The organism is Bacillus sp. TSO22, from assembly GCF_020223595.1.
GTDB lineage: Bacteria > Bacillota > Bacilli > Bacillales > Bacillaceae > Bacillus > Bacillus inaquosorum.
In genome coordinates this window covers 166861-193176 of the sequence record NZ_JAHAWO010000011.1, presented here as the reverse complement: position 1 = coordinate 193176, position 26316 = coordinate 166861, and the positions used below count along the sequence as shown (strand labels likewise).

Annotated in this window: 22 protein-coding genes and 2 pseudogenes; 6 read left to right on the top strand and 18 right to left on the bottom strand. The window is 46.4% G+C overall.

The window, feature by feature from the left end:
* Nucleotides 1–89 precede the first annotated feature (89 nt).
* From KHQ79_RS13285 to KHQ79_RS13240, 10 genes and pseudogenes are all read right to left on the bottom strand, one after another.
* Nucleotides 90–536 carry a universal stress protein gene (locus KHQ79_RS13285; protein ID WP_003236288.1) on the bottom strand — a complete coding sequence of 149 codons (447 nt, stop codon included), beginning with the start codon at nt 534–536 and terminating at the stop codon, nt 90–92.
* A gap of 102 nt (nt 537–638) precedes the next feature.
* Nucleotides 639–2048, bottom strand: coding sequence for an aryl-phospho-beta-d-glucosidase (gene bglH, locus KHQ79_RS13280; RefSeq protein ID WP_225515537.1), 1410 nt, complete (start codon nt 2046–2048; stop codon nt 639–641).
* A gap of 22 nt (nt 2049–2070) precedes the next feature.
* A complete protein-coding gene (bglP, locus tag KHQ79_RS13275) occupies nt 2071–3900 on the bottom strand; it encodes a PTS beta-glucoside transporter subunit IIABC (protein ID WP_225515535.1) in 1830 nt (609 codons plus the stop codon).
* A gap of 384 nt (nt 3901–4284) precedes the next feature.
* Nucleotides 4285–4509: pseudogene (locus KHQ79_RS13270) on the bottom strand (hypothetical protein); the annotation flags it as partial.
* Nucleotides 4510–4566: 57 nt separating this feature from the next.
* A complete protein-coding gene (gene yxxD / locus KHQ79_RS13265; protein ID WP_133485396.1) occupies nt 4567–5010 on the bottom strand; it encodes a type II toxin-antitoxin system antitoxin YxxD in 444 nt (147 codons plus the stop codon).
* Entirely contained in the window at nt 5007–6716 is a 1710-nt protein-coding gene (locus KHQ79_RS13260) for a T7SS effector LXG polymorphic toxin (protein WP_225515533.1), read from the bottom strand. The genes yxxD and KHQ79_RS13260 overlap by 4 nt, the downstream gene beginning before the upstream one ends.
* Nucleotides 6717–6735: 19 nt before the next feature.
* Nucleotides 6736–7005, bottom strand: a complete 270-nt coding sequence (locus tag KHQ79_RS13255; RefSeq protein ID WP_225515531.1) for a YwqI/YxiC family protein — start codon at nt 7003–7005, stop codon at nt 6736–6738.
* A gap of 11 nt (nt 7006–7016) precedes the next feature.
* The gene (locus tag KHQ79_RS13250; RefSeq protein ID WP_225515529.1) at nt 7017–7382 is read right to left on the bottom strand and encodes a YwqH-like family protein; all 366 of its coding nucleotides are present in this window, start codon (nt 7380–7382) and stop codon (nt 7017–7019) included.
* Between the two features lie 305 nt (nt 7383–7687).
* The gene (abnB, locus tag KHQ79_RS13245) at nt 7688–9106 is read right to left on the bottom strand and encodes an arabinan endo-1,5-alpha-L-arabinosidase AbnB (protein WP_225515527.1); all 1419 of its coding nucleotides are present in this window, start codon (nt 9104–9106) and stop codon (nt 7688–7690) included.
* Nucleotides 9107–9242: 136 nt separating this feature from the next.
* Nucleotides 9243–9410, bottom strand: a pseudogene (locus KHQ79_RS13240) (hypothetical protein).
* Between the two features lie 373 nt (nt 9411–9783).
* Between KHQ79_RS13240 and hutP the strand changes: the two are divergent.
* The 6 genes from hutP (at nt 9784) to KHQ79_RS13210 (ending at nt 17257) form a co-directional block, all read left to right on the top strand.
* Nucleotides 9784–10230 carry a histidine utilization transcription antiterminator HutP gene (gene hutP / locus KHQ79_RS13235; protein ID WP_003236310.1) on the top strand — a complete coding sequence of 149 codons (447 nt, stop codon included), beginning with the start codon at nt 9784–9786 and terminating at the stop codon, nt 10228–10230.
* Between the two features lie 112 nt (nt 10231–10342).
* Complete coding sequence (gene hutH / locus KHQ79_RS13230; RefSeq protein WP_225515524.1) at nt 10343–11869, top strand: histidine ammonia-lyase; 1527 nt, start codon at nt 10343–10345, stop codon at nt 11867–11869.
* Nucleotides 11866–13524, top strand: a complete 1659-nt coding sequence (hutU, locus tag KHQ79_RS13225; RefSeq protein WP_225515522.1) for a urocanate hydratase — start codon at nt 11866–11868, stop codon at nt 13522–13524. Before hutH ends, hutU begins: the two co-directional genes overlap by 4 nt.
* Nucleotides 13525–13536: 12 nt before the next feature.
* Nucleotides 13537–14802 carry an imidazolonepropionase gene (gene hutI / locus KHQ79_RS13220; RefSeq protein ID WP_003236313.1) on the top strand — a complete coding sequence of 422 codons (1266 nt, stop codon included), beginning with the start codon at nt 13537–13539 and terminating at the stop codon, nt 14800–14802.
* Nucleotides 14795–15751 carry a formimidoylglutamase gene (gene hutG / locus KHQ79_RS13215; protein WP_003236314.1) on the top strand — a complete coding sequence of 319 codons (957 nt, stop codon included), beginning with the start codon at nt 14795–14797 and terminating at the stop codon, nt 15749–15751. The genes hutI and hutG overlap by 8 nt, the downstream gene beginning before the upstream one ends.
* A gap of 78 nt (nt 15752–15829) precedes the next feature.
* Nucleotides 15830–17257, top strand: a complete 1428-nt coding sequence (locus tag KHQ79_RS13210) for an amino acid permease (RefSeq protein ID WP_003236315.1) — start codon at nt 15830–15832, stop codon at nt 17255–17257.
* Between the two features lie 43 nt (nt 17258–17300).
* Here the strand turns inward: KHQ79_RS13210 and KHQ79_RS13205 are convergent, their stop codons facing one another.
* From KHQ79_RS13205 to sndB, 8 genes are all read right to left on the bottom strand, one after another.
* The gene (locus KHQ79_RS13205; protein WP_060399867.1) at nt 17301–18602 is read right to left on the bottom strand and encodes a pyrimidine-nucleoside phosphorylase; all 1302 of its coding nucleotides are present in this window, start codon (nt 18600–18602) and stop codon (nt 17301–17303) included.
* A 28-nt stretch (nt 18603–18630) separates the two neighbouring features.
* Complete coding sequence (gene nupC, locus KHQ79_RS13200; RefSeq protein WP_003236317.1) at nt 18631–19812, bottom strand: nucleoside permease NupC; 1182 nt, start codon at nt 19810–19812, stop codon at nt 18631–18633.
* A gap of 93 nt (nt 19813–19905) precedes the next feature.
* The gene (deoC, locus tag KHQ79_RS13195) at nt 19906–20574 is read right to left on the bottom strand and encodes a deoxyribose-phosphate aldolase (RefSeq protein WP_060399868.1); all 669 of its coding nucleotides are present in this window, start codon (nt 20572–20574) and stop codon (nt 19906–19908) included.
* Nucleotides 20575–20679: 105 nt separating this feature from the next.
* Nucleotides 20680–21621, bottom strand: a complete 942-nt coding sequence (gene deoR, locus KHQ79_RS13190) for a DNA-binding transcriptional repressor DeoR (protein WP_060399869.1) — start codon at nt 21619–21621, stop codon at nt 20680–20682.
* Nucleotides 21622–21757: 136 nt separating this feature from the next.
* On the bottom strand, nt 21758–22585 hold the full coding sequence (locus KHQ79_RS13185) for a DUF1206 domain-containing protein (protein ID WP_225515520.1): 828 nt from the start codon (nt 22583–22585) through the stop codon (nt 21758–21760).
* Between the two features lie 64 nt (nt 22586–22649).
* A complete protein-coding gene (gene eutH / locus KHQ79_RS13180) occupies nt 22650–23768 on the bottom strand; it encodes an ethanolamine utilization protein EutH (RefSeq protein ID WP_003236325.1) in 1119 nt (372 codons plus the stop codon).
* 69 nt (nt 23769–23837) lie between these two features.
* Nucleotides 23838–25175 (bottom strand): MmgE/PrpD family protein, encoded by a 1338-nt coding sequence (locus KHQ79_RS13175; protein WP_225515518.1) that lies wholly within the window; start codon nt 25173–25175, stop codon nt 23838–23840.
* Nucleotides 25172–26314, bottom strand: a complete 1143-nt coding sequence (gene sndB / locus KHQ79_RS13170; RefSeq protein WP_225515516.1) for an N-acetyl-sulfur-metabolite deacetylase SndB — start codon at nt 26312–26314, stop codon at nt 25172–25174. Before sndB ends, KHQ79_RS13175 begins: the two co-directional genes overlap by 4 nt.
* Nucleotides 26315–26316: the final 2 nt, after the last annotated feature.

Here is a 26316-nt window from a genome sequence, read left to right as displayed (position 1 = left end):
TTGTGGAAAAGCAAACTCTCTTCTAGCTATTTAAATACAGTAAGTCTCGGATGCTGGCCATTCGCCATATCAGATATTTGAATTTTTATCTATCGAACAATTAAAACCGGGCAAGTTGATAATTGAGACACTTTATGGCTGACGCTTCCAAGCATCATTTCTTTCAGGCCGCTGATGCCCCGGCTGCCGACTACGATCAGGCTGACGCCTTTCTCTTTTGCGTGATTTAGTATCTCGTGCGCCGGCTCGCCATTCGCATAAATGATTTCAGCTTGAACACCGTTCTCGGCTGCATTTTCTTTTGCCTTCTCAAGAATTTTCATGCCTTCTTTTTTAACCTCATCCCTGATTTCATCAATAAAGTGTTCAGGCACATAGACAATTCCCGTCAGAGAAGAAGTCGTGACGACGGCTTCTCTCCCCACATGAAGGATGCTTAGTTCCGCCTGCTGTTCTTTGGCCAGATGCACTGCGGCATCAAGCGCTTTTGCACTCATGTCTGATCCGTCAATCGCAACTAACATTTTATTAAACATGCTCTTCCCGCCTTTCGGACTGTGGGTGGTTCATCTTTCTCTTTTATTGTCCGCCTGCTTCCGGTTATTGTCAATTGAAGTGCATGCGTTTTCAAAAAGATGTCAGAGACTCTCTCCGTTTGTGGCGATGACCTGCTGATACCAGCTGAAGCTTTTTTTCTTTATACGGTTTAATGTTCCGTTTCCTTCATTGTCCCGATCAACATAAATGTAGCCGTAGCGTTTTTTCATTTCCGCAGTGGATGCACTGACAAGGTCAATTGGCCCCCATGATGTGTAGCCGATTAAATCAACGCCGTCCGCAATGGCTTCCCGTGCTTCAATTAAATGTTCTCGCAGATAGTTGATTCTGTAATCGTCCTGGATCGTGCCGTCCTCGTCAACTTTGTCCACAGCGCCAAGGCCGTTTTCCACAATGAACAGCGGCTTTTGATAACGGTCGTATAAGGTATTGAGCGTGATGCGTAAGCCTTTCGGATCAATCTGCCAGCCCCATTCTGATGATGTCAAATAAGGGTTTTTGACTCCGCCCAGCAGGTTGCCGCCTGATTTTGCAAGATCTTCCGGATCGGTGCTTGCCGCCATCGACATGTAATAGCTGAATCCGATGTAATCCACCGTATGTTCTTTCAAGATCTCTTCATCGCCTTCAGCCATTTCAATTTCAATATTGTTTTCTGCCAGGAAGCGCTTCATATATCCCGGGTACGCGCCTCGTGCCTGCACATCTGAGAAGAAAAGTGTTTTGCGCTCATTCTCCAGTGCCGCGAAGACATCCTCCGGCTTAGATGTCATCGGGTAGGTTGTCGTAGCTGCAATCATACAGCCTATTTTCGAATCAGGAATGATCTCGTGTCCCGCTTTAACGGCAAGAGCACTGGCCACAAATTGGTGGTGTGCCGCCTGGTACATTGCGTTTAATTGATTTTCTCCTTCTTCAAAGACAAGGCCGCCGCCAGTAAATGGCGCATGGAGTACCACGTTAATTTCATTGAACGTCATCCAATACTTCACTTTGTGCTGATAGCGTTTGAAAACAGTTTTGGCATAGCGTTCATAGAACTCTATGACTTTGCGATTCTTCCAGCCGCCATAATGTTTCACTAAACCGAGCGGCATTTCATAATGAGATATGGTGACGACGGGCTCAATATGATGCTTTAACAGCTCATCAAACAGATCGTCATAAAATTTGAGGCCTTCTTCATTCGGCTCCTCTTCATCGCCATTCGGAAAAATTCTTGTCCACGCTATCGATGTGCGGAACGCCTTAAATCCCATTTCTGCAAACAAGGCAATGTCCTCTTTATAACGATGGTAAAAATCAATTCCGGTATGATACAGATTTAAAGAAGTCATCGATTCATCAAATGGAGACATGATGCCGTTCGGTGATACGTCAGCTGTCGAAAGCCCCTTTCCGCCCTTGTTATAAGCACCCTCCACTTGGTTGGCAGCAACTGCACCGCCCCATAAAAATCCTTCTGGAAATCTCTTTGCATTTGAACTCATATTGATCACCCCATCAGTTTTTTTAAGATAAAGCTAGCAGCGCTTCTTTTGTCTGCACTTTGCCGATTTCTTTCACCGGCGAAAACGAATATTGGTCTGTGTTGGTCACGATAACCGGGGTAATGACGTCATATCCCGCAGCTTTGATTTGTTCCAGATCAAAGGACACAAGCCGATCTCCCGGTGCGACCTTGTCGCCTTCTTTGACGTGAGCTGTGAACCATTGTCCCTCCAGCTTCACCGTGTCCAATCCAATGTGTATGAGGATTTCAGCTCCCTGATCACTCGTAATGCCAATTGCATGTTTTGTTTTAAAAATGGTGGTAACGCTTCCATGAACAGGTGAGACAACTTCTCCTTCTTCAGGCTCAATGGCAAACCCTTTTCCCATGATCCCGGCAGAAAACACTCCGTCATTGACTTCACTTAATGCTTTCACTTCTCCCTTAATCGGGCTGTGAATGATTTCTCTGCTGCCCTCATGCACAGCCGGCTGCTGGCTGCCGTCAGAAGGCACATCCTCGAATCCAAGCAAATACGCAGCTGCTGTTCCCGCCGCGAAAGCAATCACAAGACCGATCATCGCGTAAATAAACGTTGGGCCGATAAAGACAGGGATGCTCGGCAGACCTGCATTCCCTCCGACGATATAGGAAGCAACACCCGTCATTCCGTAAAAAGCGCCACCGGCTGCACCGCCAAGCAAAGCGGCCGCAAACGGCTTTTTTAATCGCATATTCACGCCGTACATCGCAGGTTCTGTAATCCCCATCAGCGCAGTAATACTCGTGGTAAGCGCAAGTGATTTAAACTTTTTGTTTCTTGAGCGAAGGAAGACGGCAAATGATGCTCCGGCCTGCCCCATATTCGCCAAAAACATAGCCGGCAGTAAATAATCGTGGCCATTTTGAGCAATGTTGTTGATCATAATTGGCACAAAGGCATAATGCATGCCCGTCATAATGATTAAAGAGAACGTTCCCGCAAGCAAAATCATCGCCACAAGCCCTGCATGATCAAACAAATAATTGACCCCAGCAGACAAGTATTCTCCTAAAATAGCTCCGAGCGGACCGACTGTAATCAATGTCAGCGGCACGACAATCAATAATGTGAATGTCGGAACCACAATCAATTTGAGAGACGCGTGTGTGAAACGGTCAATCCATTTTTCCACGTACGAAGCAATCCAAATCGCCAGCAAAATCGGAATAACGGTTGAAGAATAAGTCGCAGCGGTTACAGGAAGCCCGATAAAGGAAATCGGTTTCCCTGAACCAAGCAGCGCCGTCAAATCCGGATGCAGAATCGCCGCCGCAATGGCTGCCGCTACGTATGGATTGCTTCCGAATTTTCTCGCCGCACTCATCGCAAGCAGGAGCGGCAGGAAGTAGAACGCGCCGTCACCGACAGCCGTCAAAATGACATGAACCTGGCTCTTCTCCGCCATCCAGCCAAACGTAACCGCTAGCGCAACAAGCCCTTTGATCATCCCCGCTCCCGCAATCGCAGGCAGAATCGGGGTAAACACACCAGAAATCACATCAAAAACCGCACTCAGCACATTCTTTTTCTGAGAAGATGAACCAGCGCTCTTCTCATCACTGAGATTGCTGTGCTTCAGCATCGCCTGATACACCTTCGGCACATCGTTCCCGATAATAATTTGAAACTGCTCGCCACTGATATTGGTGCCCATCACACCCGGCAGCTGCTCCAACTGACTGCGGTCCGCCTTCGAGTTGTCATGAAGATTAAAACGCAGCCTCGTCATGCAGTGAATCACGCGCTGAACGTTTTCTTCACCGCCTACGAGTTGTAATATGTCTTTCGATAATTTATCATAATCCATGTGTATACCTCCTTTTTATGGGGGGACTGCTGGATGAAAGGTGGCCGCCTTTCGCCAGCTTTTTTTGTATCAAATGCCGCATCACCTCCTACATGAGAATAAAAAAAACCTAAATGACACAGATTGCGAGAGTCTCCTCCTGCACCTGCACCATTTAGGTTTTGCCTGCTTTCGCAGTAACAATCCTGACGGGTCGTTTTATTTGTTTGTAGGTATACTTTAGCACTAGATTTATGGGATGTCAACGCTTTCATTTTTGGTTTTGACTAGGAGTATCGGTTCTATTATAAAGATTTAAACTTATTATTAACTTCAATAAAAAATTATTGTAATTAAAAAACCTTGAAAGGCATTTTTCCAATCAAGGTTAAGAATCGTCATCGTTTAAATTTTATTTAAAGACTTCTTTATTTGTACTATTACAGTTTTTAGCCATTCAATTGGTTCTAAATTAAACGCAGGAAAATACACGCCATCTGCACAAGATTGAATGTACTTATTTTTCTCATTATCTGAGTGTTCACTTTCAAGAAAATCCGTTAAAAAAACAATTGCATACTCCAAATATTCTTTACTTTCCTCTGCTAATAACTCTTGTAAAGCATCATCGAAGATAATAGGATTAATATCCTATATAGATATTTCATTTTATGCTAAATATATAAATTATTCATCATCTAATAAATCAAGATAATACTGATCATTCTCTTCTATTTTTCTTAAAAACTCGGTAAGAGAAGTTGCAATTTGAATATCATAATAGTAAATCGGATTTTCATTATTATCATTTAATTCAATTGACATTAATGCCGATTCACTACCTTCAAAAAATATTAATTTATCATTCTCAAACTCATCATATATTTCTATATCAGGATAAAATTCGAAATCATTTATTCTTAATCGAAAGTCTCTTACTGAATAAGGATCCATAATTCGATTAGTATTGAACTCTGAGCCTTTAATAAACCCATAGCCCACTTCTAAATAAAAATTCACTAATTCGTTAGGTAATTTTAAATTTAAATTTTTTTCAATCTCTTCAATTTCACTCTGATTCACTGGATAAAAATCATTTTCTTTGTTTGCTTTTATAAAATCATAGCTCATTTTTTTTTGCCTCCCTTAAACAATTCATTTGCTGGTGAGCCTGTACCATGAATCCCAGCTTGATGCTCATTAGGAAATTTTGCTGGATGCATATTCCACCACTCATGTTCACCACCAAAAGTATTCTCAATTATATGGTGAGCATCATACTTATCCCCTTTTTTTCTAATAATTTTACCTGTTTTTTCAGATACAACATTCTCCTTATAAACAGGCCATTTTTGTCCAGTATTTTCTTCCCATTCTTTTATTACTTTATTTTTCACTTTATCAAATTTAGTCCTGTGTTTTGCAGTCTCAATTGGTGACATTTTTTTATATTCTTTATTTCTTAATGCTTCCTTTAATTTTTCTATTTGATTTTTAGGTAATTCTCTACCTGTGCGTTGTTCTATATCCCTAGCATACTTTTTTATTAAATCAGAATTAATTTTATTAGCAGATCCACTTACATCATTCGCAATTTCACCTTTATCTTTAGCAACGTTTTTAGCTTTCGTAGTCTTCTTTGCCTTTTTTCCATCATCAATAAGTTTATTAATATTTATTAACTTTTCTAACTTAGCTATTTTCGAAATTGGTACCGCGTGAACAGTTGCAACAATCCGATCTTTACTCGAGACTTTTTCTCCTGTTATAGGATCTCTGCCTGTAGCAGCTCTAAACAGATCATTTATACCTGAAAACTCTACAGCTGTCTCTAAAATTTTCACATATCCGCTCTCATCCACTTTAATGTCCGAAAGCGAGACGACAGGTTCAAGCTTCATGTCATTACCTGATATATATACATTGTAAAGTGTATCATTATAAACAACTTGCTTAACCTCTGCGTTTGAGAAATCAGTTTTTATATGTTCTCTATGTTCACTCGTATTATACACTTTACCATTGATAACGATGATATTTTTATTTACCTTTTTAGAATGATTCGTTTTGACAACTGAATCGACTTTAGACTTTTCTTTCTCGGCTAATTTCTTCAGCATCATCTCCATCGGTGAATCATCAGGCTGCTTCATTTGCGAGTTAATCGCACCAAAGGTTTGGTTGATCTTTTCTTCTTCCTGTGATTTCAAGATGGAGCCGCTTTTATAGCCCGTAATTTCAATTTTCGGCCCTGTGTACATCGTTTGCAGCTGGTCCATGTACTTTTTCATCGTTTGAAAATCTGATTTTGCGGTTTCTAGTGCTTGGGTTTGCTGGCCGTCAAATTGAAAGAGCTTATGCAGGGTGTCTGTAATCAGCCGCTCAGCCTGTTCTGTTTCCATTCGGAAAAAAGAATCATTGACTGTCGGCAGGCTGACGATGTGGTCGATGGCCGATGTCTGGCGATTGACTGCGTCTGTGAGCTGCTCTGTCACTTCTCGTGCATGCTTGACCCCGTGTCTCGCGTCGTGTGAGAGAAAAGCCTCTGCGATCATGCCGTGGGAGTCAGATTCTACAGAGGAAATCGCATGCTGTGTTTGTTTCAACACTTTTTTGTATTCTTCGATAAACATGCCAAAGAAAAGGAGAAAAGGCTTGTGGCACTCTTCGTAGAAGGTCCGGATGGCATCTCCGCCTTTTCCTTTTAGCGCATCCTGCATGCCTGCCAGATGCTCAACGCTTTTTTCCAGCTTCTCCAGCTGCTGTTTTTGCTTGTCCAGTTTCTCAATCGTATGCTGAATGCCCTCGTGAAGAGCGTGGACATCTAATGTTTTCAATCCCTTGTCCTCCCGCGCTTTATTTCATGGAAGATGATATGTTTTCGTCTGTTTCCTTCATGGCATTTACTGCGCTTTCCGTTTGTGCGATATGTTTGGCCAGAACGGACGCATATGCTTCAGTGAGCTCTTTGATGTCCTCATTTAATTGCTCGATGGACTTTACAACATTCAAATGGTTTCTTCCTGAGATATGGCCGGGCAAGGAGGATTTGAGTTCAGCTGTATTCTTGAGCTGAGAAAGCCCTTGCTTTACTGTGCCATACACCATTTTAATTTCCTGGGCCATTTGTGCTCACCTCACTTTTTATGTTTTTCCTTCTCTATTTCATGCTCTATTCTCGTGATTTGGCGTCTTATAGAATAGACATCGCCCTCTAATGAATGGATTTTTCCTTCTATGCTTTCGATGATTCCGCTGACCTGTTCGCTTTTGATTTGACGATATGCTTTGTTCATTTCTTCACGAATATCTTCAAACCGCTCAGCATGTGTTCCTCTCCATGCCTCCCGGTTAAGATGAGGCCGATGAATGAGATGCTGTGCCTCAGAAAAATCGTGTTTGATTTGCCTGATTTCGTGCAGCACTCGTTTTAATTGATGGATCTGTTCCTGCTTTTCATGTAAATCGGCTTTTACCGAATGTAACAACATTTCACTATGCATGCCGCAACACCTCGTGTTTCTATCAAACTGTGTCAATTCTTGACAATACAGACTATTTTCATATTACATGATGGGTCATATTGGATAAATAGGTAAAAAGGTTTGTCTTTAGGAATGTTATCCCGGTTCTTAATAGCTAAAAATTCGATTTCATGACTTTATAAGAGAGAGAATAATCATAAGAGGGACTTTTTGTTTAGGTCTTTAACCTCACTATCACTTCTGTTTTTTTCTCTCGCTCAACCATTTCTTATAGTCAATAAAGATCATAAAAAACGCCTTCCTACGAAGGCGCCTTCTCCATCTTATTTAGATCCCCATACAGCCTCACCGCTGCCATTCAACACACTAAACGTCATCACGTTCTTCTCTCTTACCGAATCCCACTGGCGTAAAAATACGCCATTATACTTCTTGCCTGCTAACGTAAGTTCAGCTGTATTTTTTCCGGTTTTCTTCCATGTTCCGGTCATTTCCCCGGAAATGGTGTGGTTTTTGTTGAGTTTGATGTTGATGGTTTTTTTGATGTCAGCCGAGATGTCTTTTCCGTGCTGGATGAGTTTGTATGTTCCAGTGATTTCTTTTTGCTTTACTTCTTTCAGTGTTTCACCTGCGTAACGATATGGCGCTGCTACCGGCCAGCCGTCCTTGTTCATGAACATTTGGTGGACTCTGACTTCGTGTTCTTCACCTCTTCCCGGGAAGCGGGTGTGGAAGATTAAATAGGAGCGTCCGGTTTTTTCGTCATAGTATGCGGAGTTGTGGCCTGGTGAGACGTAGCCGGTTCCTTTTTCATTTTCTGTTTCAAATGAATAGCTGCCCATGAGTTTGACGCCGTACGGTTCGATCGAAGGGTCGTCGAAGAATGTGCCTTCTTTGCCGCGGACGTCAAGCATCGGGTTGCCTTCTGCGTCATAGTAAGGGCCGTCCGGTTTCTTGGAGCGGGCGACACGGATGTTGTAGCCGCCTGTTGCATCAAGGCCGCCGAATGACAGATATAAGTAGTAGTATTGGGTGTCTGGATTGTAGAGAACATACGGGCCTTCGATTCTGCTGTGGTTGCCGCCGAGCAGTTTTTTACCGTATCCTTGCCCAGGAAGCGGGAAGCCCGTTTTCGGATTCATTTCAAGAATGAAAATGCCGCCTGAGTATGATCCGTACACCATCCACAGCTTGCCGTCTTTATCAAAGAAGGTATGCGGGTCAACGACATTCGGGTGTTTGGTTGCGTCATACGGTGTTCCATCGCTACTTGTGCCTTCCATGCCTGATTTCAAAAAGATGCCTTTGTTTTTGTACGGGCCTTCGATGTTATCAGCGACGGCAACGCCCATGGCGGATCTTGGCGAATCACCGCGGCAGGCGTTGTAATACATGTAGTATTTGCCGTCCGCCAGCTGTGTGACGTCAGCCGCCCAAAGGGTATCGGATTGCGCCCATTCGAAGGTATCTTTTAATTCTTCATAGACATTGGGAATCAGAGGATTATTGTTGCTTACGCTGGTGGTCAGCTGCTGCCATTGCATGAGGTCATTCGTTTGTGCTGAAGCGAGATGAGATCCAAAAACATAAAAGGTGCCGTTTGTCTCAATGATGGAAGGATCATGGACGCTGACCTCTTTAAATACTGGTTTTTCTGCTTTTTGCGCATAGACGGAGTTTGGCAGGGTGAAGGCAATGATAAGGGCTGCCAGAAAACATACACGGAACAATCGGTTGAACATCTAAACAATTCGCCTCACTTTTTTATTAAATTTTTAAGCGCTTACATTTCTCTATGAAGAAACACCGGCCCGCTATGAAGGGCGGATGTTTTCATATTCAAAAGGGTAGGTAATACCCCACTGTTCTCTGACATTGTCAGACTGATGTCTGTCTGTTTTGCGCAGAACTGCTGCTTGCATATCCTCTACTTCATAGTTCAACTTTTTTGCTGTTTCTCCTTCTTTCATCACTTCTGTTTTTCCATTCGCGTACACGTAATAACTGCTCGCTCCGGTCTCGTAAAGTCGTCGACTGTGAAGCCATTTTCACCCTCATTATTATGACAGCCATTTCGTTGTCGGCGTTTTTTAAGATCATGCCTGACTGCTCGTCAACATCTGTGTCAGTTGGCTTGGCAGTGCAGGATGTCATTCGGCTGGCTCGTGAGAAAATACCTTGTGAAAAATGTGACTTAGTAAACTCATATCTAGAGTACGACAGCCGCCGCCCGCACTCCTGTCTGGCTACTGTGTGCAATGTGCTGAAAGAAAACCCGTCCTGCTTTCTCTGTCACGCTATTACAATAGCAATCTAACTTGTTAAAGACTGTAAAAAACCTTTTGACTTCTGCTGCTGAACCAATTAATATAATACTCAGTTAATAGTTATCAGAATTTTTAGGAATTGAGTGATTCATATGACACTGCACAAAGAGCGCCGGATCGGCCGGCTGTCTGTTCTTCTGCTGCTGAATGAAGCGGAAGAAAGCACACAGGTCGGGGAGCTGGAGCGAGATGGATGGAAAGTCTGTCTCGGCAAGGTAGGATCAATGGACGCGCATAAAGTAGTAGCCGCAATTGAAACCGCTTCCAAAAAGAGCGGTGTCATTCAATCTGAGGGCTATCGCGAGTCACATGCGCTTTATCATGCGACGATGGAGGCTTTGCATGGCGTGACCAGAGGTGAAATGCTGCTTGGATCGCTGCTTCGGACGGTTGGCCTGAGGTTTGCCGTTTTGAGAGGAAATCCTTATGAAAGTGAAGCGGAGGGCGATTGGATTGCTGTCTCGCTTTACGGAACAATCGGGGCGCCGATTAAAGGTCTTGAGCACGAGACATTCGGCGTTGGAATCAATCACATATGAAACAGCCCATAGATCTTAGACGATAGGGGGCTATGCGTGAAATCAAATTTTCACAGCATAGCCCCTTTTTGTATGGGTGCTTTACCAAAGTAAAGAAAAAGGAGTTGGGCTTATGGTGACTTTAGACGGTTCTTCATTGACAACAGTGGACGTTGCTCGTGTGCTATTTGATTTTGAAGAGGCAGCGGCTTCCGAGGAAAGTATGGAGCGCGTGAAAAAAAGCAGAGCGGCAGTGGAGCGGATTGTTCACGAAGAAAAGACAATATACGGCATCACCACCGGATTTGGCAAATTCAGTGATGTCCTGATTCAGAAAGAAGACTCGGCGGCGCTGCAGCTGAATTTAATCCTTTCACATGCCTGCGGTGTCGGCGATCCTTTTCCTGAGTGTGTTTCTCGGGCCATGCTGCTTTTGCGAGCCAATGCGCTGTTAAAAGGTTTTTCCGGTGTGCGTGCGGAGCTGATTGAACAATTGCTTGCTTTTTTAAATAAACGCGTCCATCCTGTCATTCCACAGCAGGGATCACTTGGCGCAAGCGGGGATCTGGCGCCGCTTTCCCATCTGGCGCTTGCGCTGATCGGGGAAGGAGAAGTCTTTTTTGAGGGGGAGAGAATGCCGGCAATGACGGGCTTGAAAAAAGCCGGTATTCAGCCGGTATCGCTAACATCCAAGGAAGGGCTTGCCTTGATTAACGGGACTCAGGCCATGACTGCTATGGGTGTGGTCGCATACATTGAAGCAGAAAAACTAGCCTATCAAACCGAACGCATTGCCAGCTTAACGATTGAAGGGCTGAGAGGAATTATAGATGCGTTTGACGAGGATATTCACGCAGCCCGCGGCTATCAGGAGCAGATCGATGTCGCAGAACGAATTCGCTTCTATCTGTCTGACAGCAGCCTGACAACCTCTCAGGGAGAACTGCGGGTCCAGGATGCCTATTCATTGCGCTGTATTCCGCAAGTACACGGTGCGACTTGGCAGACATTAGGCTATGTCAAAGAAAAATTAGAAATAGAAATGAATGCAGCTACGGACAACCCTCTCATTTTCAATGATGGTGACAAAGTCATTTCTGGCGGAAACTTTCACGGACAGCCGATCGCCTTTGCCATGGATTTTTTAAAAATCACAATTTCAGAGCTTGCGAATATCGCAGAACGCAGGATCGAACGCCTTGTGAATCCGCAGCTGAATGACCTGCCGCCGTTCCTAAGCCCTCATCCCGGTCTGCAATCCGGTGCAATGATCATGCAGTATGCCGCGGCCTCACTCGTTTCTGAAAATAAAACACTGGCCCACCCTGCGAGTGTGGATTCTATTCCGTCATCCGCCAACCAAGAAGACCATGTCAGCATGGGAACCATCGCTGCGCGGCATGCTTATCAGGTGATCGCGAATACAAGAAGAGTCATTGCGATCGAAGCGATTTGCGCATTGCAGGCGGTTGAATACAGAGGCATAGAACATGCAGCGTCCTATACCAAACAGCTTTTTCAAGAAATGAGAAAAGTCGTGCCGTCCATTCAGCAGGACCGTGTTTTTTCCTATGACATTGAACGCTTGACTGACTGGCTCAAGAAGGAATCTTTATTACCTGATTATCAGAATGAAGAACTGAGGGGGATGAACATATGACTCATGTAAAAAAATCAATCCGTGCCAACAAGGGAACAGAGCTTGAATGCTTAGGATGGGAACAAGAGGCGGTGCTTCGAATGCTTCGAAACAACCTTGATCCGGAAGTCGCCGAGAAGCCGGAGGACCTCATCGTATATGGCGGGATTGGCAAAGCCGCACGGGATTGGGACGCTTTTCACGCCATTGAGCATTCTTTGAAAACACTGAAAAATGATGAGACATTGCTCGTGCAATCCGGTAAGCCCGTTGGCATGTTCCGTACTCACCCGCAGGCACCGCGCGTGCTTTTAGCAAATTCTGTTCTTGTTCCGAAGTGGGCGAACTGGGAGCATTTCCACGAACTTGAGAAAAAAGGGTTAATGATGTACGGACAGATGACGGCAGGCAGCTGGATTTACATTGGCTCACAGGGCATATTGCAAGGAACCTATGAAACTTTCGCTGAGCTTGCGAGACAGCACTTCGGTGGAAGCTTAAAAGGAACATTGACGCTGACAGCCGGTCTCGGCGGAATGGGAGGCGCCCAACCGCTCTCTGTCACGATGAATGAAGGGGTCGTCATTGCCGCCGAGGTAGATGAGAAACGTATCGACAAGCGGATCGAAACAAAATACTGCGATCGAAAAACAGCCTCGATTGAGGAAGCCTTAGCGTGGGCTGAAGAGGCAAAGCTGGCAGGAAAACCTCTATCCATTGCTCTTCTCGGAAACGCGGCTGAGGTTCACCACACACTTTTGAACCGAGGCGTCAAAATCGATATTGTGACGGATCAGACGTCCGCCCATGACCCATTAATCGGTTATGTTCCCGAGGGCTATTCACTTGAGGAAGCTGATCGTTTGCGCCAAGACAATCCAGACCTTTACGTACGCCTTGCGAAGCAAAGCATGAAAAAACATGTGGAAGCCATGCTGGCATTTCAACAAAAGGGCTCTGTTGTATTTGACTATGGCAACAATATCCGGCAAGTCGCAAAAGACGAAGGCCTGGAGAATGCCTTCGATTTTCCGGGGTTTGTCCCTGCCTACATCCGCCCTTTATTCTGTGAAGGAAAAGGACCGTTCCGCTGGGCGGCGCTTTCCGGTGATCCGGCAGATATTTACCGTACGGATGCTTTATTAAAAGAACTGTTCCCAGCCAATAAAGCCCTTCACCGCTGGATCGATATGGCACAGGAAAAAGTCACGTTCCAAGGCTTGCCGTCCCGTATTTGCTGGCTTGGATACGGAGAACGGAAAAAAATGGGCCTTGCCATTAACGAGTTGGTCAGAAACGGGGAGCTAAAAGCGCCTGTCGTTATCGGGAGAGATCATTTAGACTGCGGGTCTGTCGCCTCTCCAAACCGGGAAACAGAAGCGATGAAGGATGGAAGTGACGCTGTCGGCGATTGGGCTGTGCTCAATGCGCTTGTCAACACGGCCGCGGGTGCAAGTTGGGTTTCCTTCCACCATGGCGGCGGCGTCGGAATGGGCTATTCCCTGCATGCCGGTATGGTCGCAGTTGCCGATGGAAGTGAGCTGGCTGACGAGCGGCTCGCCAGGGTCTTAACGAGCGACCCGGGGATGGGCATTATCCGCCATGCCGATGCGGGTTATGAACGTGCAGTTGAAGTAGCGAAAAAACAGGACATTATCGTGCCGATGCAAAAATAAAGGAGTGATGACATGCCGAAACAAATTGATACGATTCTCACTAACATCGGTCAGCTTTTAACGATGGAAAGCAGCGGCCCCCGTGCAGGCAAAAGCATGCAGGATCTTCATGTGATCGAAGACGCTGTTGTCGGCATCCATGAACAGAAAATTGTGTTCGCCGGAAAAAAAGGGGCTGAAGCCGGTTACGAGGCAGACGAAATCATTGATTGCTCGGGACGGCTTGTAACGCCGGGTCTCGTCGATCCGCATACCCATCTTGTATTTGGCGGATCTCGGGAAAAGGAGATGAATCTTAAACTCCAGGGCATCTCTTATTTAGACATTCTCGCGCAGGGCGGCGGGATTCTGTCTACTGTCAAACACACCAGGGCAGCTTCAGAGGAAGAGCTGCTGCAAAAAGGCCATTTTCATCTACAAAGAATGCTGTCCTACGGCACAACCACGGCTGAAGTGAAAAGCGGCTATGGCTTGGAAAAAGAAACAGAGCTGAAACAATTGCGTGTCGCAAAAAAACTGCATGAAAGCCAGCCTGTTGACCTTGTCTCCACGTTTATGGGAGCCCATGCGATTCCTCCCGAATATCAACACAATCCAGATGAATTTCTGGATCAAATGCTTAACCTTTTGCCGGAAATCAAAGAGAATGAGCTCGCCAGCTATGCAGATATTTTTACAGAAACAGGCGTTTTTACCGTCAGTCAATCCCGCCGCTATTTAAGAAAAGCGGCTGAGGCTGGCTTCGGGTTAAAAATACACGCAGATGAAATCGATCCGCTTGGAGGAGCTGAATTAGCGGGAGAGCTAAAGGCTGTCTCAGCCGACCATTTGGTAGGCGCCTCAGACGAAGGCATAAAGAAATTAGCTGAGTCTGGAACGATCGCCGTCCTCTTGCCGGGCACGACATTTTATCTTGGCAAAAGCACATACGCCAGGGCAAGAGACATGATTGATGAGGGTGTATGTGTCAGCTTGGCAACGGACTTTAATCCTGGCAGCTCGCCGACTGAAAATATCCAGCTGATCATGTCCATTGCCGCACTTCATCTGAAAATGACTGCAGAAGAAATATGGCATGCGGTCACAGTCAATGCCGCACATGCCATAGGAAAAGGAGAAGAAGCCGGTCAGCTTAAAGCCGGCCGATCAGCTGATCTTGTCATTTGGCAAGCCTCGAATTATATGTATATTCCGTATCACTACGGCGTCAATCATGTACATCAAGTCATGAAAAACGGAACAATTGTAGTCAACAGGGAGGGAGCCATTCTTGGATAAATACCCTTTTCTCAGAGAGGCAGGTTCTTCGTTTAAAGACCGGGATGTAACAAAAATGGGCGATCTGATAGCAAAATGGGACGGCCAAGGCATTAAGGGGCCGGCATTGATAGGTGTCCCCCTATCAAAATCCTCCATCAGTCATTCCGGCGCTTCCTTTGCCCCCGGAACTATCCGCCAGGCACTGAAACATTCATCGGCCTATTCTGCTGAGCTTGGCGGACATGTCGTATCAGATTTTCTTTACGACCTGGGGGATATCGATATTCACGTAACTGATATTGTAAAGTCACATCAGCAAATCTTCTATACCATGCATGCTCTGCTGTCGGATCATCCAGATTGGGTGCCGCTCATACTGGGGGGAGATAACTCGATCAGCTACTCCACCATAAAAGCGATCACGCAAACGAAAGGAACGACAGCAGTGATTCAATTTGATGCCCATCACGATGTTCGGAATACGGAGGACGGGGGGCCGACAAACGGCACTCCCTTCCGCCGCCTTTTGGATGAGAAAATTATTGAAGGACAACATTTGATTCAGCTGGGGATCAGAGAATTCAGCAACAGCCTGGCATATGAAACATATGTAAAAAAACATAACGTGAACATTCACACGATGGGCATGATTCGTGAAAAAGGATTAATCCCGACGATAAAAGAGATTCTTCCTGCCGTTCAAACAAAAGCAGACTCCATTTTTATTTCCGTTGATATGGATGTCTTAGACCAGTCCCATGCACCCGGCTGTCCAGCGATTGGCCCGGGCGGCCTCTATACAGATGAATTGCTCGAAGCAGTCAATTACATCGCACAGCAATCCAATGTTGCCGGGATTGAAATCGTTGAAGTTGATCCTACCCTCGACTTTCGGGATATGACAAGCAGAGCCGCAGCTCATGTTCTGTTACACGCATTAAAAGGAATGAAACGCTCCCAATTCTAGTGATCTTCTGGCAGGTTGTATTTTGGGCACGAGAAACTCATCTGCCTAATGAACGGCAGCTAAAAGGAGGGCGAGACGGTGAATCTTCAGGAGAACAGCGGTCAACAGCTAAAACGCACGATGAAAAGCAGGCACTTATTTATGATCTCATTGGGAGGCGTCATAGGGACAGGGCTTTTCCTCAGCACGGGTTATACGCTAAACCAAGCCGGACCCGGCGGTACGATACTCGCTTATTTAATCGGCGGGTTGATGATGTACCTCGTCATGCAATGTCTCGGTGAATTGTCGGTCGCCATGCCAGTGACCGGTTCCTTTCAAAAATACGCCACAACATTCATCGGGCCATCAACCGGTTTTATGGTCGGCATCATGTACTGGGTAAATTGGGTGGTGACGGTAGGTTCTGAGTTTACCGCATCCGGTATTCTCATGCAGCGCTGGTTTCCTGACAGCAGCGTATGGATGTGGAGTGCGATTTTTGCAGTTCTCCTTTTCGTATGCAACGCATTTTCAGTTAAGTTATTTGCGGAAACCGAATTTTGGTTTTCCAGCGTGAAGATTGTCACGATCATTTTATTTATCATTTTAGGAGGAGCCGCCATGTTTGGCCTGATCTCTTTAAACGGGACGGCTGATGCTCCTATGTTGTCAAATTTCACAGATCATGGAGGATTGTTTCCAAATGGCTTTCTCGCCGTATTTATCGCCATGATATCTGTGAGCTTTGCCTTTTCCGGAACAGAATTAATCGGAGTCACAGCAGGAGAATCAGCAAATCCTCAAAAGGATATTCCGCGATCCATCCGTAATGTCGCATGGAGGACAGTCATTTTTTTCATTGGCGCTGTGTTCGTATTATCCGGGTTAATTTCGTGGAAGGAAGCAGGCGTGATTGAAAGCCCGTTTGTAGCCGTATTTGCAGAGATCGGAATCCCTTACGCCGCAGATATTATGAATTTCGTGATATTAACAGCCTTGCTGTCCGTCGCCAATTCAGGCCTATATGCTTCAACCCGCATGATGTGGTCGTTAGCAAATGAAAACATGATCAGCTCCCGTTTTAAGAAAGTCACATCTAAAGGCATTCCCTTAAATGCCTTAATGATCAGTATGGCCGTATCCTGTTTATCTCTCGTTTCCAGTATCGTGGCGCCTGGAACTGTATATGTGGTGATGGTAGCGATTGCTGGATTTGCAGGAGTCGTGGTCTGGATGAGCATTGCGCTGTCCCAACTCTTGTTTCGCAAGAGATTTCTTAAAAAAGGAGGAAATGTAAAAGATCTGACATTTCGCACACCGCTTTACCCTCTGATGCCTATAGCCGCTCTTTTATTATGCTCAGCTTCTTGTATCGGTCTTGCTTTTGATCCCAATCAAAGAATCGCACTATTCTGCGGAATTCCTTGTATCATCCTTTGCTATCTCATCTTCTATTTCAAAAGAAAGTTTGAGAAAACAAAAAAAATCAGCCAAGAGGAATATCCGATCGATCATATCCTTTAATTAAAACAGCACACCCCAATCAGGATGGGATGTGCTGTTATTTTTATTCTGTAATTAACGTATGAATCAGCTTCGGCGCCTTCGCTTCCGCTGCGATGCGGATGTTGTCATAGACTTTCGCGATGACTTCATCGACGTTTTCGCGGTTGGCATAAAGCGTCACGAGCGGTTCGCCTTTTTCTACCTTGTCGCCGACCTTTTTGCGGAGCATGATGCCGACGGCTAAATCGATTTCGTCTTCTTTTGTGGCGCGTCCGGCCCCTAACAGCATCGCTGCGACGCCGATTTCGTCCGCGACGATTTCGGAGACGACACCCGCTTCTTTGGCAGGCACATCAATTTGATATGCAGCTTGCGGAAGCTTAGACGGATCGTCAACAATCGAGCTGTCGCCGCCTTGGTTTTTCAGGAAGTCCTTGAATTTCTCAAGTGCCTTGCCGTTTTTCATGACTTCTTCCAGCTTCGCTCTCGCCTCGTCCAAAGTATTGGCTTTTTTCGCAAGCACAACCATTTGGCTTCCGAGCGTTAAGACAAGCTCATGAAGATCCTCAGGTCCCTCACCTTTGAGCGTGTCGATCGCTTCTTTGACTTCAAGCGCATTTCCGATCGCAAAGCCGAGCGGCTGGGACATATCAGAAATAACAGCCATTGTTTGGCGGCCGACATTATTTCCGATGCGCACCATCGCTTTGGCGAGTTCAGCCGCGTCTTCTTCCGTCTTCATGAAGGCGCCCGCTCCCGTTTTTACGTCAAGCACGATCGCATCCGCCCCGGCAGCGATTTTTTTGCTCATAATCGAGCTTGCGATCAGCGGGATGGAATTGACCGTTCCCGTTACATCACGAAGCGCGTACAGTTTTTTATCAGCCGGCGTCAAGTTGCCGCTTTGGCCGATGACAGCGACCTTGTCACGGTTCACGAGCTTAATAAATTCATCCTTCGTCAGTTCCACGTGAAAGCCGTCGATCGCCTCTAATTTATCAATCGTCCCGCCCGTATGTCCGAGGCCGCGGCCGGACATTTTGGCAACGGGCACGTCAAGAGCCGCAACAAGCGGGGCGAGAACGAGTGTTGTCGTGTCGCCGACGCCGCCGGTAGAGTGTTTGTCGACTTTAATTCCTTCAATGGCAGAAAGATCAATCGTTTCACCGGAATTCACCATAGCCATCGTCAAGTCTGCACGTTCACGGTCACTCATATCCTGGAAGAAAATCGCCATGGCAAGCGCGCTTGCCTGATAATCAGGAATGCTTCCATCTGTATAGCCGTTCACGAAAAATTGAATTTCTTCTGTGGTGAGTTCTTTACCGTTCTGTTTTTTGATGATGATATCTACCATTCTCATTATGTTCACCGATCCTTTTCGATTAAGTTCAGTAAATCAAGCCCACAATTGCCGCTGATAAAAAGCTGACAAGCGTAGCGCCGTATAATAATTTCAAGCCGAAGCGAGCAACAACATTTCCTTGCTTTTCATTCAGTCCTTTTACGGCACCGGAAATGATTCCGATTGAAGAGAAGTTCGCAAATGACACAAGGAACACGGATACGATCGCTGTCGTACGGCCGCTGAAGTCGAAGCCGTTTTGTGTTAGCGACGTCATGGCGACAAATTCATTGGATACCATTTTTGTTGCCATAATGCTTCCCGCATTAACAGCTTCATTCCATGGGATACCGACAAGAAAAGCGAATGGAGCAAACACATATCCAAGAAGGCCTTGGAAGGAAATACCGAATACTGCGTTAAAAATACCGTTAATCAAGGCAATAATCGCGACAAATCCGATCAGCATCGCAGCGACGACAACCGCTACTTTGAAGCCGTCAAGGATGTATTCTCCGAGCACTTCGAAGAAGGATTGTTTTTCTTCTTCTTCAACACGAAGCATATCCTCTTCTTTAGCAACATCGTAAGGATTAATAATAGAAGCGATAATGAAACCGCCAAATAAGTTCAAAACTAGCGCCGTTACAACATATTCCGGTTTCAGCATCGTCATATACGCGCCGACGATTGACATTGATACGGTTGACATCGCAGAAGCACAAAGCGTGTACAAGCGCTGCTGATTTAAAAGACCGAGTTCTTTCTTCAAGGAGATAAATACTTCCGACTGCCCTAAAATAGCAGAAGCGACTGCATTATACGATTCCAGTCTTCCCATACCGTTTACCTTGCTGAGGGCAAGACCGATATATTTAATAATAAACGGGAGGACCTTCCATTTTTGCAGAATCCCGATCAGAGCGGAAATAAACACGATTGGCAAGAGAACATTCATAAAGAATGTCGTTTGGTCCGCATTCACCAAACCGCCAAATACAAAGTTGATTCCTTCTGCCGCGTATTCAAGCAAGTAATTGAATCCTTTTGCAAATCCTCCAACGAGGAAATTCCCTACCCCGGTATTGAGGAGAATGAAGCCGAGAATAAATTGCAAAATGAGCATAACAACAATTGGGCGGATCTTAATTCTTTTTTTCCCGCTGCTCGCGATCCACGCGAGGCCTAAAAACACGATTAAACCGATAATCCCAATCAAATACTTCATATGTGTTCTCCTTTATTTGTATTCGCTTACAATAACTGTTTCCCCAGAAAAGAAAGATAAGCAACGGAAAGCAATGTGCCTTCCGTCAGCTTCTTAGTAGTCTCCGCCTGATGCGTTTTCTCCTTTTACAATGGAAACGCCTGCGCTTGCGCCGATTCGGCTCGCTCCCGCCTCGACCATTGTGTCTACATCTTCTTTCGTTCTTACGCCGCCGGATGCTTTCACGCCGATATCAGAGCCTACTGTTTTGCGCATTAAAGCGATATCTTCCTTCGTTGCGCCGCCTGTAGAGAAGCCTGTTGATGTTTTCACGAAATCCGCTCCCGCAGAAACCGCTAAACGGCATGCACGTTCTTTTTCTTCATCAGTCAGAAGGCACGTTTCGATAATGACTTTGACAAGCGCTTTTCCGGCTGCAGCTTCCACTACACCGCGGATATCCGCTTCAACAACATCATCTTCTTTGTCTTTCAAAGCGGCAATGTTAATGACCATGTCCACTTCAGTGGCGCCTTTTGAAATCGCGTCTTTTGTTTCGAACGCTTTTGTTTCCGTTGTGTTGGCACCGAGCGGGAAGCCGATGACCGTACAAACGTCAACTCCTGTTCCCTCAAGCTCTTTTGCAGCAAGCTGCACCCATGTGGGATTTACACATACAGAAGCAAACTTGTATGTTTTTGCTTCTTCGATTAATGTTAGAATTTCCGCTTTTTGTGTATGCGGTTTCAAAGCTGTATGATCAATTATGTTAGCTAATGACATCCTTCGCACACTTCCTTTTTTGTTAAGATATTTTTTAGCATAACCGACTTTTGAACATATGTAAATTGGTAATTGAAATTTTGTTCAGCAAACGGTTTGAACGTGTCACAAAACATTAACAAGCGCCCTTGCGGTATGCTGGTCAATGATTAAAACGTTGGCATATTTCCCCGTTAACGCACCGTGTATGGAGGTCACTTTTCTGCTCCCACCGGCCACTAAAATGGAGCGTTCCTTCAGTCTGAGATCTTCAAGCTCGACGCCGATGGTCCGGTCATTGATGGCGGCGCTGCAAATGTTCCCTTTCGCATCAAAAAAGCGTGAACAGATATCCCCGACAGCCTGTTTTTTCAGCAGGGCTTTCTCTTCTTCATTAAAATAACCGAGCCGGAATAACAGCGCTTCGTCACGGACAGTGCCCACCGTGAAGAGAGCGATATTCGCCTGCTTGCCCATCTCGATGATTCGCTCAATATGACGGTCTTTCTCCACCATTCGCTTCACATCCGCATTATCAAACACGACGGGAAGCGGGAGATAGCGCGGCATCGTTTGAAAAGCCTCCGCAAACAGCTGAATTGTTTCAGCGGAATACGTGTTTACCCGGGAATGGCTGATGCCGCCTTTCAGCTGGACGACCTCGACGCCTTTTACCTGCTTCGGCTGCATGTTTTGCGCGATTTGATACATGGTGGTTCCCCAGCTGACACCGACAATGTCGCCGTCTTTTACCGTTTCATGCATATATTCTGCACCATAGCGGCTGAGGTCATGTGTAATTCCTGCATAATCGGGTGTCGGAGAAAACACAACATGCGCCTCGAGAAGCCCATATTTCTCTTCAAGCATGGAACCGAGCGCATCCAAATCCTCAAAAGGATCCATGACGCGAATCTGGACAAATCCTTTTGCTTTTGCATATTGCAGCAGCCGGGAAACGGTCGGCCTTGAAATGTTGAGCTGCTCAGCAATTTGCTGCTGACTGTAGTCAGACTGATAGTAAAGCCTTGCCGCTTCTATGCTTAATTGTTGTTTTTCCCGATCCATTCCGCACCTCCCTGTGGATCAGTTCATGATGCAACTGCTTTCGATTTGCTTTTATTATACAGGCTGGCGCCGGCTTTCATCCACCTGATTTCTCAGAAACTGAAAAATGCTCTGCACGCGAATCTGCGCCCAGAGCTTACTTCTTCCATGTCATATGCTGATAAATCCCTTTCATAATGGCGTACAGTCCATATAGGATCAGTCCAAACGCCAAAAAAGATAGAATCATTTTGCCATGCGGCTGCTGCGCGAGTTCGGCGAGCGCGCCGTCAAAGCCTCTTGTGTCGTCAGGGTCAGCGGTCATGGCTGTCTTGATAAGAAAATAGCCGATAGCCGAGAAAATAATGGCACGGGCGATATTGCCTGCGCGTCCGGTGTTTTTTGCAATGCATATCATGTGTTTGTTCATTTTTGACGTATCAAATTCTTTCATAAAAGCAGCCCGCACACCTTTTATAAATTGAACAATCGCAAAGAGGATAAAACCTGCTCCCGTAAGCCCTGTGAGCCATTGGCCGAACGGCTGCGCCAATACATAAGCGGACCACGTCTGCTCTGAAGTGCTCCCGTCCCCTCGGCCAAATACAAAGCGCAAGGCTTTCCAAGCAATGGATGCGTAAACGGCGGCGCTGAAAAAATTACCCGTCCTCCGCGACAGGCCGCGCCTGCTTGTCCCGTGGCCCTCCGTGTCCTTAAGTGCACTCAGCACCATCCAGATCACATAACCGATAAGACCGACGCCTATGAAAAAAAGCAAGAATGACCCATACGGCATGTGTGATAATGTTTGGAGCGCTCCGCTCGAATCTTTCGCGCCGCCCGCCCCGGCAGCCGTCATACATGCTAAAATCCCGAGCAGGATAAAAACGCCGCCAAATGCAAAATAACCAAGCCTCCCGAATCGCTTGATCCAAGGCTTGGTTTCCTGTTTGATTTTTGACATGTACTGGTCTTTCACGGCCATGTGTCCAACCCTCTTTCACAGAATCCTTACTGTAACATTCCCGATTGGACAAAGTTGAAACAGCTTATGTCTCAGCATGTCCGGCTGAGACATGTTTTTGCTGATCAGCTGATTGTGCGGGCGTCATCCAGGCAGCCGCTGCCGCAGCTGTGATTCCGCCAGTTATTTTTCCAATGATCATAGCAGCCGCCATTTCTTTTTTCATTCCGGCCACAAAACCGAGATGGCTGCCAAGCACAAAGGCTGCGCTAACCGCAAACGCGACATTGATGACCTTTCCTCTCGGCGTCATATCTTTTAATGAAGCCAGCATTGGAATATGATGAGCCAATGAGGTCACCAAGCCTGCTGTTGCTGTCTCATCTAAATGAAAACATCTCCCCAGTGCCTGAAGCGGCTTTTTAAAGGCTTTTGTGATAAAGGCCGTCATCGGAAAAGCTCCTGCCAAGGCAATGGCGATGGTGCCTGTTGTTTGTATCCCTGTTTCGATGTTCTCCATTCCTGGTATTAGCACAATGCCGGTTAGCGTTTCAACGGAGACAGCTGCAAGCCCGATAATCGCAATCACACTGACAGCCTTTCCGAAAAGATGAAATAAACGAATGATGCTGTCGGTGTACCGCCATAACCCAAAAGCGATCAAAGCAGACAAAAGACTCGGAATCAGGAGGTTTTTACCTATCATGACGATGTCAAAGCCTGCGCATAATCCGCCGATGAAGCAACCGATCGGCACTGTACACAGCCCGATTAATATTCCTTTTGCAAAGTACGGGTGATCCTCTTTTTCGATGATGCCTAGAGCGACGGGAATCGTGAAGACGATTGCCGGCCCCATCATCGTTCCTAAAAACACCCATGAAAACAGCCCGGCCTGTGGATCTTTCGCCATTTCTCCAGCGAGCGCATATCCTCCCATATCAATCGCCAAGATGGTATTCGCAAAGGATGAAGGATCGGCGCCAATCGCTGTGTAAACCGGAGAGACGATGGGAATCAGGATGGCCGCCAGTACGGGTGCCAGCGACACAATTCCGATCATGGAGAGCGCCAGCGGACCCATGGCCTTGAAGCCGTCCGCAAACCGCTCGCCAAGCCCCCATCTGTTCCCTAAACAATAATCCGCCGCTCCCCATAGTAAAAAGGCAGCCAAAATGAATACAACCGCGTCATTTACCGTCATGGTTTCTCCTTTTTCAAACGTATGATTGGTTTTATCATATCATCTGAAAATGGTTAATAGAGCTGAATCTTATTCAATATGCGCCAAAAATTCTTTTATATCTGCTTGCTCAACTGCTGTTATGATGTCTCGCGCTTTTTCATAAGGAACCGTTAATGTCAATTTTTCTTTTATGTCTTCTTCAGACAGCTCATTGCCGGGAGCTCCTTTTGGACAGTCCACACGCGCTTCGTATATGCGGCCGTCTGATAAATAGGCCCGGATAATTGTGAAACGGCCTTTTGGAACGGCATGAGGAGCCGGCTGAATGGCATTGTCATACACTCGCTGAATATGTTCTATTGTCGATTGAATGCCGCTTGGGATCGGCTGGCTGTTGAAATGCTCAGCGGTCAGCTCATGTCCATGCAAAGCAAGGGCAATGACATATTCAACGCTGAAACGGCCTTCCTCTCCAGTTTTCGGCGATCTTTCCGTTAATGCAGCATCTCCGCCTGGCGGAAAAATCACTTCAACCCGCTCGGTATTGGCGGCAGAAATGGCTTGCTCGGAGACAAGTTTGCGTATCGCATCTGCGGCATGGTGTGCCGCGGAGCAAAATGGATAAATTTTAAACCATAGACCCGGCTTCACGATTCTCCATGGTGCGCCCCAACGGTTTAGCAAAGTGTTTTGTGCTTTTTCCAAATCGCCGTACAGACCGAAGAAACCAGCTTCTCCATCAAGTGCCGTGCGGGACCCGCCAAATTCTGATTGGGCCAGCTTAACAGCTAGCACGCCAGCCTGAGCTGCCAGCCCGGCGTGCAGCGGTTTCATTTCTGTTCCAAATTGCGCCCTCATCCCGGCAGATTGCGTAGCTGCAAAACCAATGGCTTTTTCCAGCTCTTCTTGAGTCAGTTCCTCTGCGTAACCTGCGGCGCAGGCAGCAGCGATCGCGCCAAGCGTTCCTGTATTATGCCAGCCCTTTTCATAGTGGCGGCTCCCAATTGATTCGCCCAGCCTTGCCATCACTTCAACACCGACAATATAAGCGCCAAGAAGCCGCTCGTCATGTCCGCGAGCGGCAGAAGCCATAAGAGCCGGCACGATGACTGCACTGGGATGCCCTCTTACATCGGAATGGACATCATCAAAATCCAATGCATGGGCGATAAAACCATTGAGCATCGCGGATTGTAATGGCGCGGCTTTTTTTCCTTGCCCGATAATAGGGACAAGGGGCGTTCCTCCTTCATCCTCAATCAGGCGGAGGAGCTTTTGAATTCCTTTATCTTTTCTTCCTGCGAATGAAGCGGCTGTAAAGTCGAGTAATCCTTTTTTTGCTTCACGCATCGCGTCAATTGAATGCTCAGGCTGTGACGTTCTCACAGCCTCTGCAAGCCCTGCTGTCAGCCCTTGTCTGCTCATTTGATGCTCTCCAGTACAATAACAGACAGCTCAGCAAAATATTGAGAGGCAACCGTCAGGGCTTCTTCATCCAATGTAAAGGCCGGATGATGCCACTCCTCTGTACCGTTCGTTCCCATCCAGACAAAAAATCCCGGGATCTTTTCTTGATACAGAGCGAAGTCTTCTCCGCCCGGAGACTGCTCAGCATGAACGGTTTGGTAGCCAAGCCGTGCCGCAGCTTCAGATGCCGCGTTCAAAAATGTGCCGTCATTCTGAACGGAAGGCAAATAAGGAAACCACTTGAATTCTGCTTGTGCCCCATAGCCCGCGGCAATTCCTTCAGCCACTCGTTTCATATGTTCCGGAACAGCCTGTCTCGCTTCTTTTTGAAAGGTTCGAACGGTGCCCTCCATTTCAGCCTGGTCTGGAATCACATTCCACGAAGTGCCCGCCTGAACTCTTGTAATACTAACGACCGCGTTTTGCAATGAGCTGATGTTGCGGCTGACCACAGATTGCAGGCCGCTGATGATTTGTCCGGCTGCAGCGATTGGATCAATACTGTTATTCGGGATGCCGGCGTGTCCGCCTTTCCCTTTGACGACGATCTCAAATCGGTCAACACTTGCCATGAGCGGACCTTCTTTTACACCTATGGTCCCGACAGGCAGATCCGGCTTATTGTGCATGCCGAAAATCGCGGAAACGCCATCAAGTACGCCGGCTTCTATTACCTTTCTTGCTCCTGCGGCTATTTCTTCCGCTGGCTGAAAGATAAAGCGGACAGTACCTTTCAGATCGGCTCTTCTTTGATTCAGCAAAATGGCCGTGCCGATAATGGAAGCAGTATGAAAATCGTGTCCGCACGCATGCATCGTGCCGTCAATCTTTGATGCAAACGGCAGATTCGTTTGTTCTTGGATCGGGAGCGCATCAATGTCCGCTCGTATTGCTATCACGGGGCCGTCTTCCTGTCCTTTGATTTCCGCGATCACGCCTGTTTCCAATTGAGGAACGTCAAGAATCTCGATATGCTCTTCCTCAAGCCAGCGGCGGATTTTTTTCGTCGTTTCAACCTCTTGAAATGACAGTTCAGGATGTTCATGAAGATCACGCCGCATATTGATTAAACGAGTATGAAACGTTTTGTCGGCCATTG

Excerpts from the sequence above, each read along its gene's own strand:
- KHQ79_RS13285 (WP_003236288.1), bottom strand. The coding sequence starts at position 536 with ATGTTTAATAAAATGTTAGTTGCGATTGACGGATCAGACATGAGTGCA.
- bglH (WP_225515537.1), bottom strand. The coding sequence starts at position 2,048 with ATGAGTTCAAATGCAAAGAGATTTCCAGAAGGATTTTTATGGGGCGGT.
- bglP (WP_225515535.1), bottom strand. The coding sequence starts at position 3,900 with ATGGATTATGATAAATTATCGAAAGACATATTACAACTCGTAGGCGGT.
- yxxD (WP_133485396.1), bottom strand. The coding sequence starts at position 5,010 with ATGAGCTATGATTTTATAAAAGCAAACAAAGAAAATGATTTTTATCCA.
- KHQ79_RS13255 (WP_225515531.1), bottom strand. The coding sequence starts at position 7,005 with ATGGCCCAGGAAATTAAAATGGTGTATGGCACAGTAAAGCAAGGGCTT.
- KHQ79_RS13250 (WP_225515529.1), bottom strand. The coding sequence starts at position 7,382 with ATGCATAGTGAAATGTTGTTACATTCGGTAAAAGCCGATTTACATGAA.
- abnB (WP_225515527.1), bottom strand. The coding sequence starts at position 9,106 with ATGTTCAACCGATTGTTCCGTGTATGTTTTCTGGCAGCCCTTATCATT.
- hutP (WP_003236310.1), top strand. The coding sequence starts at position 9,784 with ATGACACTGCACAAAGAGCGCCGGATCGGCCGGCTGTCTGTTCTTCTG.
- hutH (WP_225515524.1), top strand. The coding sequence starts at position 10,343 with ATGGTGACTTTAGACGGTTCTTCATTGACAACAGTGGACGTTGCTCGT.
- hutU (WP_225515522.1), top strand. The coding sequence starts at position 11,866 with ATGACTCATGTAAAAAAATCAATCCGTGCCAACAAGGGAACAGAGCTT.
- hutI (WP_003236313.1), top strand. The coding sequence starts at position 13,537 with ATGCCGAAACAAATTGATACGATTCTCACTAACATCGGTCAGCTTTTA.
- KHQ79_RS13205 (WP_060399867.1), bottom strand. The coding sequence starts at position 18,602 with ATGAGAATGGTAGATATCATCATCAAAAAACAGAACGGTAAAGAACTC.
- nupC (WP_003236317.1), bottom strand. The coding sequence starts at position 19,812 with ATGAAGTATTTGATTGGGATTATCGGTTTAATCGTGTTTTTAGGCCTC.
- deoC (WP_060399868.1), bottom strand. The coding sequence starts at position 20,574 with ATGTCATTAGCTAACATAATTGATCATACAGCTTTGAAACCGCATACA.
- deoR (WP_060399869.1), bottom strand. The coding sequence starts at position 21,621 with ATGGATCGGGAAAAACAACAATTAAGCATAGAAGCGGCAAGGCTTTAC.
- KHQ79_RS13185 (WP_225515520.1), bottom strand. The coding sequence starts at position 22,585 with ATGGCCGTGAAAGACCAGTACATGTCAAAAATCAAACAGGAAACCAAG.
- eutH (WP_003236325.1), bottom strand. The coding sequence starts at position 23,768 with ATGACGGTAAATGACGCGGTTGTATTCATTTTGGCTGCCTTTTTACTA.
- KHQ79_RS13175 (WP_225515518.1), bottom strand. The coding sequence starts at position 25,175 with ATGAGCAGACAAGGGCTGACAGCAGGGCTTGCAGAGGCTGTGAGAACG.
- sndB (WP_225515516.1), bottom strand. The coding sequence starts at position 26,314 with ATGGCCGACAAAACGTTTCATACTCGTTTAATCAATATGCGGCGTGAT.